This is a genomic window from Marinococcus tarijensis (assembly GCF_054971385.1).
Genome location: NZ_JBQOJA010000033.1, coordinates 1 through 14,003, shown reverse-complemented (window position 1 = coordinate 14,003; position 14,003 = coordinate 1). Strand labels below are relative to the sequence as shown.

Below are 14,003 nucleotides of genomic sequence, written 5' to 3'. Positions count from 1 at the left end.
AGCCCTTGGCACTGCCGAGTGCCTCCGCGTGATACCGGTGCAGGAGACATGACCGAAAATTTCAGGAAAGCTATTTAATAAACTTGGCGGCGGAGCCGTTGTGGGCACGGAGCACGTCGTCCCAGGTGTCATGGACCCGGATGGTGTCGTCGTCGCTGATGTCCATACCGGTCTGCACCTCCACAATTTCCAGATCACTGGTGGCCCGGAGCGCATGCTTGGTGCCGGCCGGCAGGTGGACAACGTCGCCCGCTTTGATGCGGTACATATGGTTGTCGACTGCAATTTCGCCTTCCCCGCGCACCACCGTCCATACCTCATCACGGTTATGGTGGTAATGAAGCGTCGAGTTTTTACCAGCTTCCAGCAGGATGCGCTTTGTGATCATCATCTGGCCGTCCGGATACTTGGCGTAATCGAGCACCCGTGACCATCCCCACAGCCGCTCCTCGTACATTTGCGGGTAGCGGAAGTCCTTGATCAGCTCTTTAATCTGCGAGCTTGATTCTTTGCTGGCAACGATGATGCCATCAGGACTCGAGACAATCACCATATCGCTGGCATCGATGACCGCGACCGGAATGTCAAGTTCGTTCACGAGGTGCGTGTTGACCGAGCTTTCGGAAATGACGCCTTTCCCGGTCTGGTTTGCGGCCATCTCTTCGGTGAGCGTATTCCACGTGCCAAGGTCCTTCCAGTCGCCTTCGTATTGTAAAACAATGACCTTTTCGGCCTTTTCCACAACCCGGTAGTCAAAGCTTGTCTTCGGCACGGTATGGTACTGGCTTTTCAGCAGCTCGTATTCAAACGGCAGCCCTTCCTCTTCGAGAATGCTGAGCAGATAAGCCATCGTAAAACCAAATACGCCGCAGTTCCAGAGCGCCTGGCATTCGATGAGCTCCCGGGCCCTGTCTTCTCCGGGCTTTTCCGTGAAGGCCTCGACGGCAAAAGCATTGGTGCCCTTTCTCCGGCTTCCGGGTACAATATAGCCGTATTTGGTGGACGGATACACAGGCTTCACTCCGATAAGGGCCATATCACTCGTTCCTTCCTGAATCAACCGCTCTAAAAGTTCAAAATTTTCAAAAAATGTGGTGTCTACGAAGGCGTCGACCGGCAGCATTACAATTACTTCCTCCGGAGACGCTTTTTCGACAGAAAACAGGCAGCTCGCTGCAAGGGCCACAGCCGCAAACGTATCACGGCGCGACGGCTCCATCACCAGAGGCACCTCTTCCCCGAGCTGGCGCCTGATCAGATCTTTCTGTGATTCCGAGGTGGCGATCACCGCTGAGGAGGCAAGGCCGCATGCTTCAAGCTGTCTCCACACCCGCTGGACCATCGACTCCTTCCGGCCGTCCGGCCCGTCGAGCACCTTCAAAAACTGTTTGGATCTCGTATCGTTGGACAATGGCCACAACCGCTTTCCCGATCCTCCGGATAACAGGACTAATCGCATCTGACTTCCTCCTTGTTTCCTGAAATTTTGGACAGAATTTCCTTACATTCGTTTAAAAAAAGCACGTTTTTTGTGCAGGGGCTCGGGCGGGTCCACAAACGCCGGCGAACCGACCAGCAGTCGCTTCGTATTTTCCTGCAGCTCCCGGGCTTTTTTCAGGCCGAGAGCTGCAGCGGTCTGTTCGTAGGCGGGCTTTAAGCGAAATGGAACGCTGTCTGCCTGGGAAGCGATAAAATAAGCCAGGTTTTTCCGCAGAAGCTTCAGGGCGAACCGCTGTTTTTTGCGGCCGCGTTTTCCTGCGACCGTCTCCGCACTCACCTGCGAAAGCGCCCCGTGGGAAACGAAATAATACAGCGGGTCGGGATGCGTCATGATCGGAATATAGCCCTCAAGCTGCATGGAGTAAAACAGCCTTTTAATACGAGCGAAGGTGTCGCCGGTCTGCATTTCCACAAGCACATAATTTGTATCTTCAAGCGGCAGCAGCTGCCCGGATAAAAGGTCATCTGTCATCCCCTGATGCAGCGTAATTTCATGGCCGCTTTTTACATGCAGCAGGATGCCTTCGGCCCGGAGCTGGGTATTAAAATCGAGCACCGCTTCCTTCACGGTCAGACCGTCATTTTCATAGATGCCGGGCCGGTAATGCGGCGTGGCAAAAACCGTCTGAATATTGTTTGCGACGGCTTCCTTCGCAATGGCAATGCTTTCGTTTACTGCCTCCGGCCCGTGGTCGAGCCCTGGCAGAATGTGTGTGTGTATATCGATCATCCGGCGTTCCCCCAGGTATCTGTTTCGATTCATTCCTTGCAGGGAGCGCCCTTACGCCCGGCCGGCGCGGTCCCTCTCAATTTCCCATTGATGCAGGGCCTGCAGCCCTTTGACAAGCGATACTTCCGGGTACCAGCCGTATCGGTTGATTTTTGACGTGTCGAGCGTCTTTCTCCTCATCCCGCCGGAACCCGAGCCTGTAAAAAATACGGCGCCTCTGTAGCCGGTAATCCGCTTGATCAGCATGACGAGCTCCTTTGCGCTCACCTCCCGCTCGGTGCCGATATTGACCGGTCCCTTTTCATTGTAGTGATTCATTACAAACACGCAGCCCGATGCCAAATCCTCGCCGTAGATGAGCTCCTGGAAGGCGGGTTCTTTTTCTGGAATCTCCACCTTCGCCTGCCACTGGTCCCGGGCCTGCATACACCGCTGCATCGCATCGGCCACCATGCCGCTTCGTTTGTTCATATCCTCCACTGCGTACATCCACGGCGCCACCGCAATATAGAAATTTGTGCTGGAGGTCCGGTTGTAGGCCCGGCAGAGAGCGATGCCCTCCCGGGTCACCTGTGTTTGTTCCGCGTATACTTCGTCAATGATCCCCCGCTGCAGAAACGTCTCCTTCAGCGGCTGCGGGGTGTATTTCGGATACACGTGAATATCGCCGAGGTACAGCAGCTTTTTCACGTTATACCGGGCGGAGGCCTCAAGCACGTTCGTCTGCTGCCAGCGCCTCGCCTGCAGATCTGCTTTTGTATTTGCTTCCGCGTACTCATAGCCGTCAGTCATGAACACGTACTCGATATTTTCCTTCGCAAAAAATGTATTCATGGCCTGAATGCTTTCCATCCCTGTGTCGATGCCGCTTTGCACGACCACGTTTTCGTATCCCTGCTTTAACAGGTAGTGATAAATGGCGCTGCCTGCCCGTTCCTGATGATTGGTTACGTAAATTTTCGCCTGTTTATCCAACCTGACGGCCTCCTTTTATGATACTTTTTCTTTTTGCCTGGCTACGCTGATCAGCACCTGCTCAATATGGTTCAGCATGGAAGTCGTTGCGAATGTCACCGTCGTTCCCTCTCCGAGATAAAACTGCTTGCCCCAGTGCGGAGAATTTTCCGCCACCTCGATCACGTATTCCACCGGCGAGCTCCGTTTCGGATCGGGCGTAATGTAGATGGTCTTCCAGTCGATGCCCTTCAGTTGTTCGTGCAGCTCGTCCCAGTATAAGTATTGTTTAATCAGCGACTCCATCTGTCCGTGCAGGTAGTAATTTTTATTGATTTTGTAGTAGCGGCGGTTTTTGACCCAGCGGTCGGTAATTAAATTCATGTCATACAGCCGGCGCAGCTCGAGGCGGATCGCATTTGTTGACTCCTTGCATTCGCGCACGAGCTCACGCAGATACGTTTCTTCCTCTGTCAGATAAAACTTCATTACGAGCCGCAGTCTTGTTTTGGATGTTACTAATTGATGCAAAACCATCTCCCCCTTCAGTCCCCTCATCAATACGGATTATGTGCGCTGCCGGCCTATTGCAGTATCAGTGCCGGCGGTGTGACCCTTCCCCCTTCCAGCAGCAGATGCGTATTTTTCTGCATCCGCTCCCATTCCCCCAGTCGCTGCATTTTCACAAACTGCCGGTACGCCTGATCCAGGCAGAACGGCTGGTCATAAGCACTGCACGCATTCGAGGCCACAAAGTGCACGATACGTTTTTTTAAAAAATATTTTGCCCAGCGTCTGTCGCTTCTTCCATCGCGGCCGAGCAGTGCTCCGGCACTGATCTGCACGGCTGCTCCTTCATTTACGAGCGTCTCAAGGCCCCCATGCCTTTTCTGAAACATCTGCAGCCGCTCCGGCGATGAAAGAATGGGAATGAACCCGTGATTGTACAGTTTTCTGAGCATCTGCCGGACGTATAAAAAGCTGTGGGTTTCATTCATATGAACGAGTACATAATTGGTATGCTCCAGCGGCAGAATCCTTTTTCTTTCCAAATCGGTTTCCATTCCATCGTACAGGGTGATCTCCTGGCCCGAGCGGACGCGAACCGGAATCCGGGCTTTCAGGAGCTGAAAATTCAGAAATTTTACCGCCTCTGTTACGAAAACGGCCCCGAAATCATACGACGGATACCGGTATCTCGGCGTTGCGTAAATAATGCTGACACCGGCCGCCGCTGCCTGCCTGGCCATTTCCAGGCTTTCGTTCATCGTGTTTGGTCCGTGGTCAAAGCCAGGAAGAATGTGGGCATGCATCTCAATCATGTACTCACCTCTTTCCTCTCGAGTAAGGCAAATGTCCTATTTGATATTTTTTAGAATATTTTGCCTGTTGCCGTTTCTTTTATATTAATAGTCCAGTATAATTATTAATAGTAATTACCTAGTCATTAATAATCACACAAATGTTAATAGTCATATGACCTTTTCTAGGAAGATGGGACCCCGCGCGGGATTGCCCCGGCGAAAGGGAGTGGACCTGAATGAACCGCCGCCAGCGAATCTTCATGTATACGATCCAATTCATAGCCATCATCGCAGCCGGACTGTTCGTATACATGGAGTCGCCGGACGAGCGGTGGCTTGCCGCAGTCCTCTGCTGGGTATTTGGTATTATCCAGGTGACCCGGCTCGTGCTTTTATCCATACCGCTTGCCCGCTTTTCCTCGGTGATAGTCATTAGCCTCCAGTTCGTCATTGCTTGGGCAGTCCAGGCAATTGCCGGAGGATTTGTGCCCCAGACACTCTTTTTCGTCCTGATTGCCGAGCTCGGATACCGGGCGCCGAGGCGCTTCAGCTTTCCGTTTATGCTGTTCTGCTACGCAGGGTTTGTTAGTGCCACAGCCTTTCACGAAGAGTTTCCGGCGACTGCCGGTATCGCCTTTGTGCTTCCCCGTTTTATCGAATATGTGCTGTTCTGGGGATTCAGCTATTTGGCCAAGCGCTCCACCGAGCAGCGCAATGAGCTGCAGCGGGCCTATGACCGGCTCCGCCTGTATCACCGGGAGATGGAGGACAAATCTATCATGCAGGAGCGGCTGAAGCTCTCCCGGGACATTCATGACAGTGCCGGCCATTACTTGACCACCTCCATGATGGCGCTGGAGACAGCCAAACGGCTGCTCGAAAAAGGCGAAGTGGAAAAAGCCCGCACCCAGCTGCAGACGTCCAAGCACCAGGTGCAGGAGACCATGAAGGAAATCCGGAAAACGGCCCATTCCATGGCGCACACCGACGGCTTTATTGATCTTTCGGCTGCGCTCGAGGGCCTCCTCGTCTCCACCCGTGACACGTCGGATGTGCGGATCGATTGGCAGTTTGATGAGCCGCTGCCCCTGCTCCGGGCGGAGCAGGAGATGCTTTTGTACCGGATGCTTCAGGAGGGGCTCACCAACGGCCTCCGCCACGGCGGATGCACGTATTTTTCCTATACATTGTCCACCAAGGTGCCCGGCCAGCTGATCGCCCGGCTTGAAGACAATGGGCGCACAGCTGCAAAAAACGTCAGCTACGGCTTCGGCCTGCGCGGGTTGTCCGCGAGGGCTGAAGAGCTCGGCGGCCTGCTTCGTTTCGAAGCAATTGCAGAAGACAGAAACGGCATGGCGCTTGAACTGCGCCTGCCGGTGAAAGACGAGAGTCCTTACACCCTGTCATAATACGAAACTGACTATTTGTATGCGTAAATCCCAGGATACGTATAAGAAGGAGGATCTGCAGATGGATACCGTTCGGATAGGAATTGTTGATGACCATGCCATTGTCCGGGACGGACTGGCGATGATTATGGAGCTTGAAGAGGATCTGGAGGTGGTAGGTATTGCGAGAAACGGGGCAGAAGCAGAAATGATGCTTACCAACGAGCTGCCGGACGTGGTGATGCTTGATGTGTACTTAGAGGGCAATAATGGTATTGAATGGCTGCCGGACTTTCAGCTGACGTCGCCGCAGACGAAGTTTATTATGCTCAGCTCCTACGTGGATGCCGAAAACGTCATCCAGGCGCTTGCCAATGGCGCGAAGGGATTTCTCCTGAAGGACTGGGAAAGCGAGGAGCTCGTCCGCTGCGTGCGCCAGGTGGCCCGCGGCCAGATGGTGCTTCCCACATCCGTCTCGGAAACGCTGAGCGACCAGCTCGCTGCCCGGGACCGGAAGGACGGTGCTGCCCGTTTTCAGGAAACCGAGGACACCACCGAACTCTCCCTGCAGGACCGAAGAATCGTGGATCTGCTGCTTGCCGGCTACTCCAACCAGGAGATCGCGGATACGCTGTTTTTAACGCTCGGCACCGTCAAAAATTACCTGACCGCCATCTACCGGAAAATCGGTGTCCGCAACCGCCGCGAAGCAATTGCCTATTTCCAGCGGCGGCACAAAGAAACCGGCTCCTAGAATTTAGGAGCCGGTTTGAACTGGGAGGAGCATAGTGAAAAGGAAATTCTGGATTATTAATATACTTATAGTTTTCCTCTTTTTACTCACAAACACTATTTTATATTTATTCTTCGATTTATATCATTCAGCTTCAAGTACTGTTGTCTTAACTATAGCTGCCCTCATTTTAAGTATTCTCAGCCAATGGAACTACCGAAAGCACTATAAGCAGTCTAATGAGCAAAATAAACGAACCGGCTCTTGAATTTAAGGAGCCGGTTCGTTGTATTTATCCACCGTAATAATAATAATAGCTTTGATCCATGCCTTTTTTCTGGTTCAGGATGCAGCCGAGGATCGGCACACCGCTCACTTCAAGCAGGTCCTTGGCCTTCCGGGCGGCGTCATTTTCAGTTTCACCGGCTTTGACGACGAGAATGCTTCCGTCGCAGTGGCGGGAAATGACCTGAACGTCCGTCACCGCGAGCACCGGCGGCGCATCAAACAAAATTACGTCGTACTGTTCACGGGCGAGCTCCACCAGGTGCGCCATCGAACGGCTTCCGAGAATCTCGGACGGGTTCGGCGGGATCGGGCCGCTCGGCAGAATATCGAGATTTGGCACTTCGGTTTCCTGTACGTATGATGCGTACTCCCCGTTATTTGTCAGGGCGTTGATCAGCCCGTGGGTATTCATGCGGCGGAACGTGTAGTGCACGGTCGGCTTACGCAGGTCGGCGTCCACGAGGAGCACCTTTTTTTCCTGCTGGGCCATCGTTACCGCGAGGTTCGCCACCGTGGTGGATTTTCCTTCACCCGGGCCTGCTGATGTAACCACCATCGTCTGCATTTCTTTATCCACTGAGGAATATTGAATATTAGTACGAATCGTGCGGTACTGCTCGGACACCGGGGACTTGCTATTCAGCCAGGTAATGAGCTTCCGCTGATTCGTGTTCGTCTCTTGCTTTCTTTTTCGTGCCAAACGCGCACACTCCTTTTGATTTCTGCTCGTTACTCCTTATATCGGCCGGGTGCTGTATTCATTATAGGCGTAGTATAGCATATTCCAGCGTGCCCCGGTCCGTTTTTCCAAAAAGCAGGACCTTTTTATGACCCGTTTTCTGTCCACTGCTGCCAGATGCCGTCCGTCCAGGCTGTGTGCCCCTGTTCAGTCGGCACCGGCGTGTCCTCACCGACATAGTCAATCAGCTCTTCATCATCCACCGCCGGCCAGGCGCTCCAGTGGTTCAGGTAGGTGACCCCGGCTTCGTCGGCATATCCTTCTACGGCGTCGAGCTGTTCTAAGTAATACTGCGCTTCATACCACGGCTGCGGCGAACTGATATAGTACGCGCTGTCGTTTTCCTGCACCGCTTCCGTAATTTCACGGGTGGCGTAAATAGTATCATCGCTGCTGACCGTTCCATTATCATTCACCGCAAACGGCACAAAGATAAACAAATCGGCACCGGCCCCGGCCATTTCCTCCGGCCCGCCTTCATCCAGCACCTCAAGGGACGTGCTTTCATCATATGTAATCGTTTCTACTTCTGTGTTAACCCCGTTCCAGTTCTCCTCGATCCGATCGGCCAGCTGCTGCGGAAAGCTGTTGTCGCCCTCCGAGGTCACTGCCCCGGAACCGGCCACGACAAGACGCAGCGGTTCCCCGGACTGTTCCGCTTCTTCGAGCTGGTTCTGCAGTCCGGCATCGAGCCCTTCAGCGTTGATGCCGCTCTCTGAGCCGCCTTCGGAGGAGGCGCCGCTGCCACCGTTCTGCTGTTCGCTGCCGCTTTCTGCGCCCCCGGCGTTATCGATGCGGTCCTGGTAGTACAGCCAGCCCGCAATCAGCACCACAGCCGTGATCAGGACGAGGATAAATAATCCAATTGATCGTTTCATGAGATGTCCCCCTGCTCATTATTCCATTTTTAAGTATTACGAAAATCTTCCAGATTGTAAAGACGAAATCCGGAAATTTCCATTTATCAATTTAAAAGCTTCTACAATTAAACTTAATAAGCCCCCGTTTTAAAACTTAGAGTATCTTGGATCTATCCGTTCTTTTAATTTCATCATCGTCGGTTTCAGAAACGAAGGCATACCCAGCATACCTACAGAAACAATTAAAGATGCTAGTTTCGTCCGCTTCGAACTATTGATCAGCTTCGTGCCTTTCCATCTGGTTTTGGCATCAAGCCACCGGTAACGTAGATTACGCTTCTTTAAATGATGTTCTTCCATCCGGTAATAGAGAAGTGTTTCTGGAATATTATGAAAGCCGCTCCCATTACCCATCAGTCGAAACCATAAGTCGTAGTCCTGCGCCACAGGATAAGCCTCATTGTAGCCTCCTACGGCTTTCAGAGCACTGCGGCGTATCATCGCCGATGGATGAATGACCGGGCTGGCCAATGGAAGAATGTTTTTCACATCTTTGTGATAAACAGGAACTTTTCTTATATCTACTTCTTCGCTTTTTTCATTTATATTCATAGCATATGACCCTACCACATCAAGGCCTTCGTATTGCTCCAGCAACTGAATTTGTTTTTCCAGACGTTCTTTATCCATCACATCGTCTGCATCCATTCGTGCTACATATTTTGTTTCCGCCATTCTCCACAATACATTTATTGTGGGAGTAAGCCCTTGATTTTGTTTATGGATATCTATAAGACGGAAGCGCTTATCGTTTTTGATAAATTCCTGTACTCTATCCGCAGTACTATCAATTGAAGCATCGTCAATTATGTAAACAACAAATTCCGAGTATGTTTGGTTAGCAATACTTTGCAGACATTCATCAATATATTTTTCGGCATTATGAGTAGACATTATAACCGTTACTAAAGGGCTCATCTTCCATGCTCCTAACTATGTATTTTTGTTTGTATGCCTGACTATTAATAAGACAGACTTTCTCAGTGTATCATAACCGCTGAGCGGTTTGGAGAGTCTCTTCCAAACCGCTTTCATATACAACAGTTAAAAGTAAAGATATGAAACCACTCCGACCGTAACAAGCATTGAAATTACCGTAAGCGGCATGCCAACTTTCAAATAATCGGAAAATTTATAGCCTCCCGGTCCGTAGACAATTAAATTTGTCTGATAGCCTATAGGAGTGATAAAACTTGCTGAAGCCGCAATGGCAATGGTTACCGCAAAGGCCGTCGGTTCCACATTTAAGCTGTCCGCGATACTTAAACCGATAGGGATCATCAGCACCGCGGCCGCACTGTTAGTAATCAGCTCGGTGAATATATTGGTTAACGCGTAAATAAGAAATAGCACAGCAACCATTCCAAGAGGCTCTCCAAAGGAAAGCAGTCCCCCGGCCATCCAGGCAGCAAGCCCTGTTTCCGTCATAGCATTCCCCACACCAAATGCACTTGCAATAAGCAGCAGCACTTGAAACTGGACATTGCGCTTCGCTTCTTCAGGCGTAATAATTCGTCCTACAAGAAAAATAAGTACCGCGAGCGCCATTGCCTGAAACATACTGAGCCATCCGATGGTTACTACCGCAATCATCACCATCAGTACAGCCAGAGAGAACCATCCTTTCGCAGGCGGTTCCTTGATCGTGTCAGGGGTATTCAGCGCCGAAACGACGTAAAAATCTGTAGAGCTGCGATACTTCTGTAAAAAATCTGAGCCCGCCAGCAGTAGAAGGGAGTCTCCAGGCCGAAGACGAATATCGCCTATCTTGCTCTGAATGCGTTCATTATTTCTATGCACCGCGACCACCCCGGCGTCATAAGCCGAGCGGAACTGGGCCTGTTTAATAGATTTAGACTGCAGGGAGGACTGGTGGGAAACTACCGCTTCCACTAGTTGGTTCGTATTGTCCCGGAGGTCATCCAGTGTCAGATCTGTCCCAGTCTTTAACGTCAGACCCGGGGAACGCTGCAGGTCAGCCATTTTTTCCAGTACGCCGGTAAATATTAAACGATCACCCGCCTGTACAATGGTATTTGAGCTGACGGGAGAGATCCGTTCATCCTTACGGATAATTTCAATCAAAAACATACCCTGCAGATCACGCAACCCCGCTTCCTGTACTGTTTTCCGCACATATGGGAAGGCAGGCTCCACCTTCATTTCACATAAGTATTCCTTCGCTTCTTCTTCCATTTGTTTTTTTCCGTTTTCGTATGCAGGAAGCGTCCGGTAGCCGATTGTAAACAAGTACAACAGTCCCACCACTGTTAACGGCAGCCCCACTGCTGCCAGTTGAAACATGCTGAACCCTGATTCACCGTAATCAAGCAGCATCCCATGAACAACCAGGTTAGTGGACGTTCCTATAAGTGTAATTGTTCCTCCCATGATCGTAGCGTAAGACAGAGGGATTAAAAATTTGGACGGAGCGTATCCCCGTTCTTCGCACCATTTTTTGATAACCGGCGTGAAGGCCACCACAATCGGTGTGTTGTTTAAAAACGCCGACATTCCCGAAATGGGAATAAAGGTTCTCACCATAGAGGAAACAGGACCGCGGCTTTTCTGCAGCCACCTGGTCATGAACCTCTCGACAATTCCGCTTTTCTGCACGGCCCCCGCGACAATGAATAATAAAGCAATTGTCAGCATACCTTCGTTTGAAAAACCGCTTAACGCCTGTTCAGTTGAAAGAATTCCTGTCAGCATCAGTACGACCAGCACTGAAAAAACGACCATATCCGGCCGGGCCAATTCAAAAAAAAGCGCTAAAAGCATACCAACAATTAACATCATGACAAAAACCATCTCAATGGTCATCTATGTACCCCTCAATTTCTTACCATTCTTATAGGAATGATTATACAGCAAAAGAGACCCGCTGCGGGAGTCTCTTTACGTTCGTTTATAATTTAACACCAGAAAATGAATTAAAACGATTTCACTACAAACCAGCCGTTGGTTTGATCTTTTCTATTATAAAAAAATCTTTGGTGGTCTTCGTAACGAACCACAGTACCTCCGGCCGCTTCTACAATTGCCTGGCCGGCCCCCGTATCCCACTCCATGGTTGGTGCATAGCGCGGATAAAAGTCGGCTTTTCCTTCTGCGATCAAACAGAACTTCAGCGAACTCCCAACAGATACTACGTCCACTCTACTGTAGGTTTCTTGCAGTTCATTAATGAAAGCTTCGGTCTCCGTTGACATATGCGATCGGCTGGCTATGACATGAACTTCTTCTTCAGGCTCAGAAGCCGCCAGCTTTTCGCCATACTCCTTCAGCAGCTCTTCACTGAGCGGCAGCCTGGAGCTGACTTCGTTGACCTTGTAAGCTCCGAAGGATTGCCCGCCAACGTACAGCACATCACGCGCCGGCACATAAATGACACCCATAACCGGGTATTGGTTTTCAATTTTTGCGATATTTACCGTAAATTCATCATTTTTCTTCACAAATTCTTTCGTACCATCCAGTGGATCTACAAGCCAAAAGGACTTCCAATTTTTACGCTGTTCATAATCCACCGTATTTCCTTCTTCGCTGATAACCGGAGTTTCCGGATCTGCTTCATGAAGCCCTTTGGCAATGACATTATGGGCGCGCTTGTCCGCTTCTGTCAGAGGAGAATCGTCCTCTTTATGCTCGACCTTAAAATCCCGCTTGTATACATCCATGATTTCCTGCCCTGCTTCTACTGCAATCGAGATGAGTGCGCTGGTAATAACCGCCTGCATATGCATGCTCCCTTTTTAATTATAAGTTTATATTATCCATTTCAGTTAAAAATTTGCCGTTTAATTTAATTACTTTTTTTACTTGGTCTATTGTACACTTCTTCCAATTAAGTGAAAAGATGCTTTCCTCTTATAATAGTATGGGATAAAATTTTTTACTTATTATAAAGAAAAAGAGCCGCCCACATGGGCAGCTCGTTACTATTAATTTTTGCTGAAGTAAGAATTGGTACCTTGATAAATTCCTTCCGCGAGCTTTTCTCTGTAGGAGCTCTGCTTCAGATAAGATGCTTCTGTGGAATTATCGATGAAACCAAGTTCCACTAATACGGATGGTACTTTTGTTTCCCGGATCACGTGGAAGTTACCTTTTTTTACGCCACGGTCCCGGCCGGAGGTAGCCCGGACCATCCCTGCCTGAATTTCTTCAGCGAGCTCTTTACTTTCAGCACGTTCGTACTTACTGTACCAGTATGTTTCGATACCATTACCGCCGCCTGCATTTGTATGAACGCTGATAAAGGCATCTGCATTGGCTCTGTTGCCGATAGAAGAGCGCTGGGAAAGCGTCAAATACTTATCGGATTCGCGTGTCATAACTACATTGGCACCAGCTGCACGCAATTTGCTTGCAAGGTATTTTGTTGTTTCGAGATTAATATCTTTTTCTCTTAATCCATTCGCAGTTGCTCCTGGATCACTGCCTCCGTGCCCGGCATCCAAAACAATTGTTTTTCCGGCTACGGCGGATTCAGATGGATATTTTTCGTCTACGTTTAATGCTGCACGCAGAGCTTTCATCGTGTTCGGACCGGCTACACCGTCGACTGCAAGATTTTTAGAACGCTGAAAATCTTTTACAGCCTGATCGGTTGCGGAATCGAACTGGGTGGATGGATTGCTCACGCTCATGAAACCAAGAGCAGCCAAGTCCATTTTCAATTGGGCTACGCCTTCGTGAACAGTACCCACTTTCATAATCGAAATTGAACCGTAGTTGCCGGGGTCTCCAACATCAATATTTTCGTTTTCATCTTGATTTGCAAGTACTTCACTAATTTTAGACAGTGTTTTCGGTCCAGCTACACCATCTACATATAAACCATGGTCGCGTTGAAATTGCTTGACGGCAGCTTCAGTCTGTGGACCGAATTTTCCATTCGGGTTCGAAATATCCAGATACCCAAGCGTATAAAGGTCTTCCTTCATTTCTTTCGCCGCCGGGCTGTCCACGCCGTCTTTCAAAAGTCCGGTGCCATTGTCGTTTGAGGTACTGTCATCGCTGCTGTCATCGTCCGACGGCGGGTGCTTCATCACGTCGCCGAGTTTGGCGAGAGTGTTCGGTCCCGCGATGCCATCGACGGTCAGCCCATGGTCCCGCTGGAAGGCTTTGACGGCGGCTTCGGTCTGCGAGCCGAAGTGGTCGTTCGGCTCGGCAATGTCGAGGTAGCCCAATTCGTACAGGTCTTCTTTCATCGCTTTCGCTTCAGGGCTGCGCACGCCGTCTTTCAGGACGCTGCTGTCGCTGCTTCCGCTGTCATCGTCGGCCGGCGGGTGCTTCATCACGTCGCCGAGTTTAGCGAGAGTCTTCGGTCCCGCGATGCCATCGACGGTCAGCCCATGGTCGCGCTGGAAGGCTTTGACGGCGGCTTCGGTCTGCGAGCCGAAGTGGTCGTTCGGCTTGGCGATGTCGAGGTAGCCCAGGTC

At 50.5% G+C, this 14,003-nt stretch carries 13 protein-coding genes; 2 read left to right on the top strand and 11 right to left on the bottom strand.

Features of this window, described 5'->3' with window-relative positions:
• Window positions 1-70: 70 nt before the first annotated feature.
• From ACTTK7_RS14770 to ACTTK7_RS14750, 5 genes are read right to left on the bottom strand one after another with little or no spacing between them, the layout of a single operon-like run.
• Window positions 71-1,459, bottom strand: coding sequence for a sugar phosphate nucleotidyltransferase (locus tag ACTTK7_RS14770; RefSeq protein ID WP_462868851.1), 1,389 nt, complete (start codon window positions 1,457-1,459; stop codon window positions 71-73).
• A gap of 42 nt (window positions 1,460-1,501) precedes the next feature.
• Window positions 1,502-2,230, bottom strand: coding sequence for a tyrosine-protein phosphatase (locus ACTTK7_RS14765; RefSeq protein WP_462868849.1), 729 nt, complete (start codon window positions 2,228-2,230; stop codon window positions 1,502-1,504).
• A gap of 51 nt (window positions 2,231-2,281) precedes the next feature.
• On the bottom strand, window positions 2,282-3,205 hold the full coding sequence (locus ACTTK7_RS14760; RefSeq protein WP_462868848.1) for an NAD-dependent epimerase/dehydratase family protein: 924 nt from the start codon (window positions 3,203-3,205) through the stop codon (window positions 2,282-2,284).
• A gap of 15 nt (window positions 3,206-3,220) precedes the next feature.
• Window positions 3,221-3,715, bottom strand: coding sequence for a winged helix-turn-helix domain-containing protein (locus ACTTK7_RS14755; RefSeq protein WP_462868847.1), 495 nt, complete (start codon window positions 3,713-3,715; stop codon window positions 3,221-3,223).
• A gap of 53 nt (window positions 3,716-3,768) precedes the next feature.
• Window positions 3,769-4,506, bottom strand: a complete 738-nt coding sequence (locus ACTTK7_RS14750) for a tyrosine-protein phosphatase (RefSeq protein ID WP_462868846.1) — start codon at window positions 4,504-4,506, stop codon at window positions 3,769-3,771.
• A 218-nt stretch (window positions 4,507-4,724) separates the two neighbouring features.
• On the opposite strand from ACTTK7_RS14750, the gene ACTTK7_RS14745 reads away from it, so the two are divergent.
• Window positions 4,725-5,897 (top strand): sensor histidine kinase, encoded by a 1,173-nt coding sequence (locus ACTTK7_RS14745; RefSeq protein WP_462868845.1) that lies wholly within the window; start codon window positions 4,725-4,727, stop codon window positions 5,895-5,897.
• Between the two features lie 61 nt (window positions 5,898-5,958).
• Window positions 5,959-6,630, top strand: coding sequence for a response regulator (locus tag ACTTK7_RS14740; protein WP_462868844.1), 672 nt, complete (start codon window positions 5,959-5,961; stop codon window positions 6,628-6,630).
• Window positions 6,631-6,901: 271 nt separating this feature from the next.
• On the opposite strand, the gene ACTTK7_RS14735 is transcribed toward ACTTK7_RS14740, so the two are convergent.
• From ACTTK7_RS14735 to ACTTK7_RS14710, 6 genes are all read right to left on the bottom strand, one after another.
• Window positions 6,902-7,597: a CpsD/CapB family tyrosine-protein kinase gene (locus ACTTK7_RS14735; protein WP_462868843.1), complete on the bottom strand. Its 696-nt coding sequence runs from the start codon at window positions 7,595-7,597 to the stop codon at window positions 6,902-6,904.
• Between the two features lie 125 nt (window positions 7,598-7,722).
• Complete coding sequence (locus tag ACTTK7_RS14730; RefSeq protein WP_462868841.1) at window positions 7,723-8,514, bottom strand: hypothetical protein; 792 nt, start codon at window positions 8,512-8,514, stop codon at window positions 7,723-7,725.
• Window positions 8,515-8,643: 129 nt separating this feature from the next.
• Window positions 8,644-9,474 (bottom strand): glycosyltransferase family 2 protein, encoded by an 831-nt coding sequence (locus ACTTK7_RS14725; protein ID WP_462868840.1) that lies wholly within the window; start codon window positions 9,472-9,474, stop codon window positions 8,644-8,646.
• Window positions 9,475-9,600: 126 nt separating this feature from the next.
• Window positions 9,601-11,379: an SLC13 family permease gene (locus ACTTK7_RS14720; protein ID WP_462868839.1), complete on the bottom strand. Its 1,779-nt coding sequence runs from the start codon at window positions 11,377-11,379 to the stop codon at window positions 9,601-9,603.
• Window positions 11,380-11,489: 110 nt separating this feature from the next.
• Window positions 11,490-12,296, bottom strand: coding sequence for a 3'(2'),5'-bisphosphate nucleotidase CysQ (gene cysQ / locus ACTTK7_RS14715; protein WP_462868837.1), 807 nt, complete (start codon window positions 12,294-12,296; stop codon window positions 11,490-11,492).
• A 204-nt stretch (window positions 12,297-12,500) separates the two neighbouring features.
• Window positions 12,501-14,003: peptidoglycan-binding protein (locus ACTTK7_RS14710; RefSeq protein WP_462868836.1), on the bottom strand; the 1,503-nt coding region annotated here is incomplete at its 5' end.

What these genes read in the sequence shown, in the direction of transcription:
- ACTTK7_RS14770 (WP_462868851.1), bottom strand. Translation starts at nt 1,459, where the DNA reads ATGCGATTAGTCCTGTTATCCGGAGGATCGGGAAAGCGGTTGTGGCCA.
- ACTTK7_RS14730 (WP_462868841.1), bottom strand. Translation starts at nt 8,514, where the DNA reads ATGAAACGATCAATTGGATTATTTATCCTCGTCCTGATCACGGCTGTG.
- cysQ (WP_462868837.1), bottom strand. Translation starts at nt 12,296, where the DNA reads ATGCAGGCGGTTATTACCAGCGCACTCATCTCGATTGCAGTAGAAGCA.
- ACTTK7_RS14740 (WP_462868844.1), top strand. Translation starts at nt 5,959, where the DNA reads ATGGATACCGTTCGGATAGGAATTGTTGATGACCATGCCATTGTCCGG.
- ACTTK7_RS14725 (WP_462868840.1), bottom strand. Translation starts at nt 9,474, where the DNA reads ATGAGCCCTTTAGTAACGGTTATAATGTCTACTCATAATGCCGAAAAA.
- ACTTK7_RS14765 (WP_462868849.1), bottom strand. Translation starts at nt 2,230, where the DNA reads ATGATCGATATACACACACACATTCTGCCAGGGCTCGACCACGGGCCG.
- ACTTK7_RS14750 (WP_462868846.1), bottom strand. Translation starts at nt 4,506, where the DNA reads ATGATTGAGATGCATGCCCACATTCTTCCTGGCTTTGACCACGGACCA.
- ACTTK7_RS14745 (WP_462868845.1), top strand. Translation starts at nt 4,725, where the DNA reads ATGAACCGCCGCCAGCGAATCTTCATGTATACGATCCAATTCATAGCC.
- ACTTK7_RS14720 (WP_462868839.1), bottom strand. Translation starts at nt 11,379, where the DNA reads ATGACCATTGAGATGGTTTTTGTCATGATGTTAATTGTTGGTATGCTT.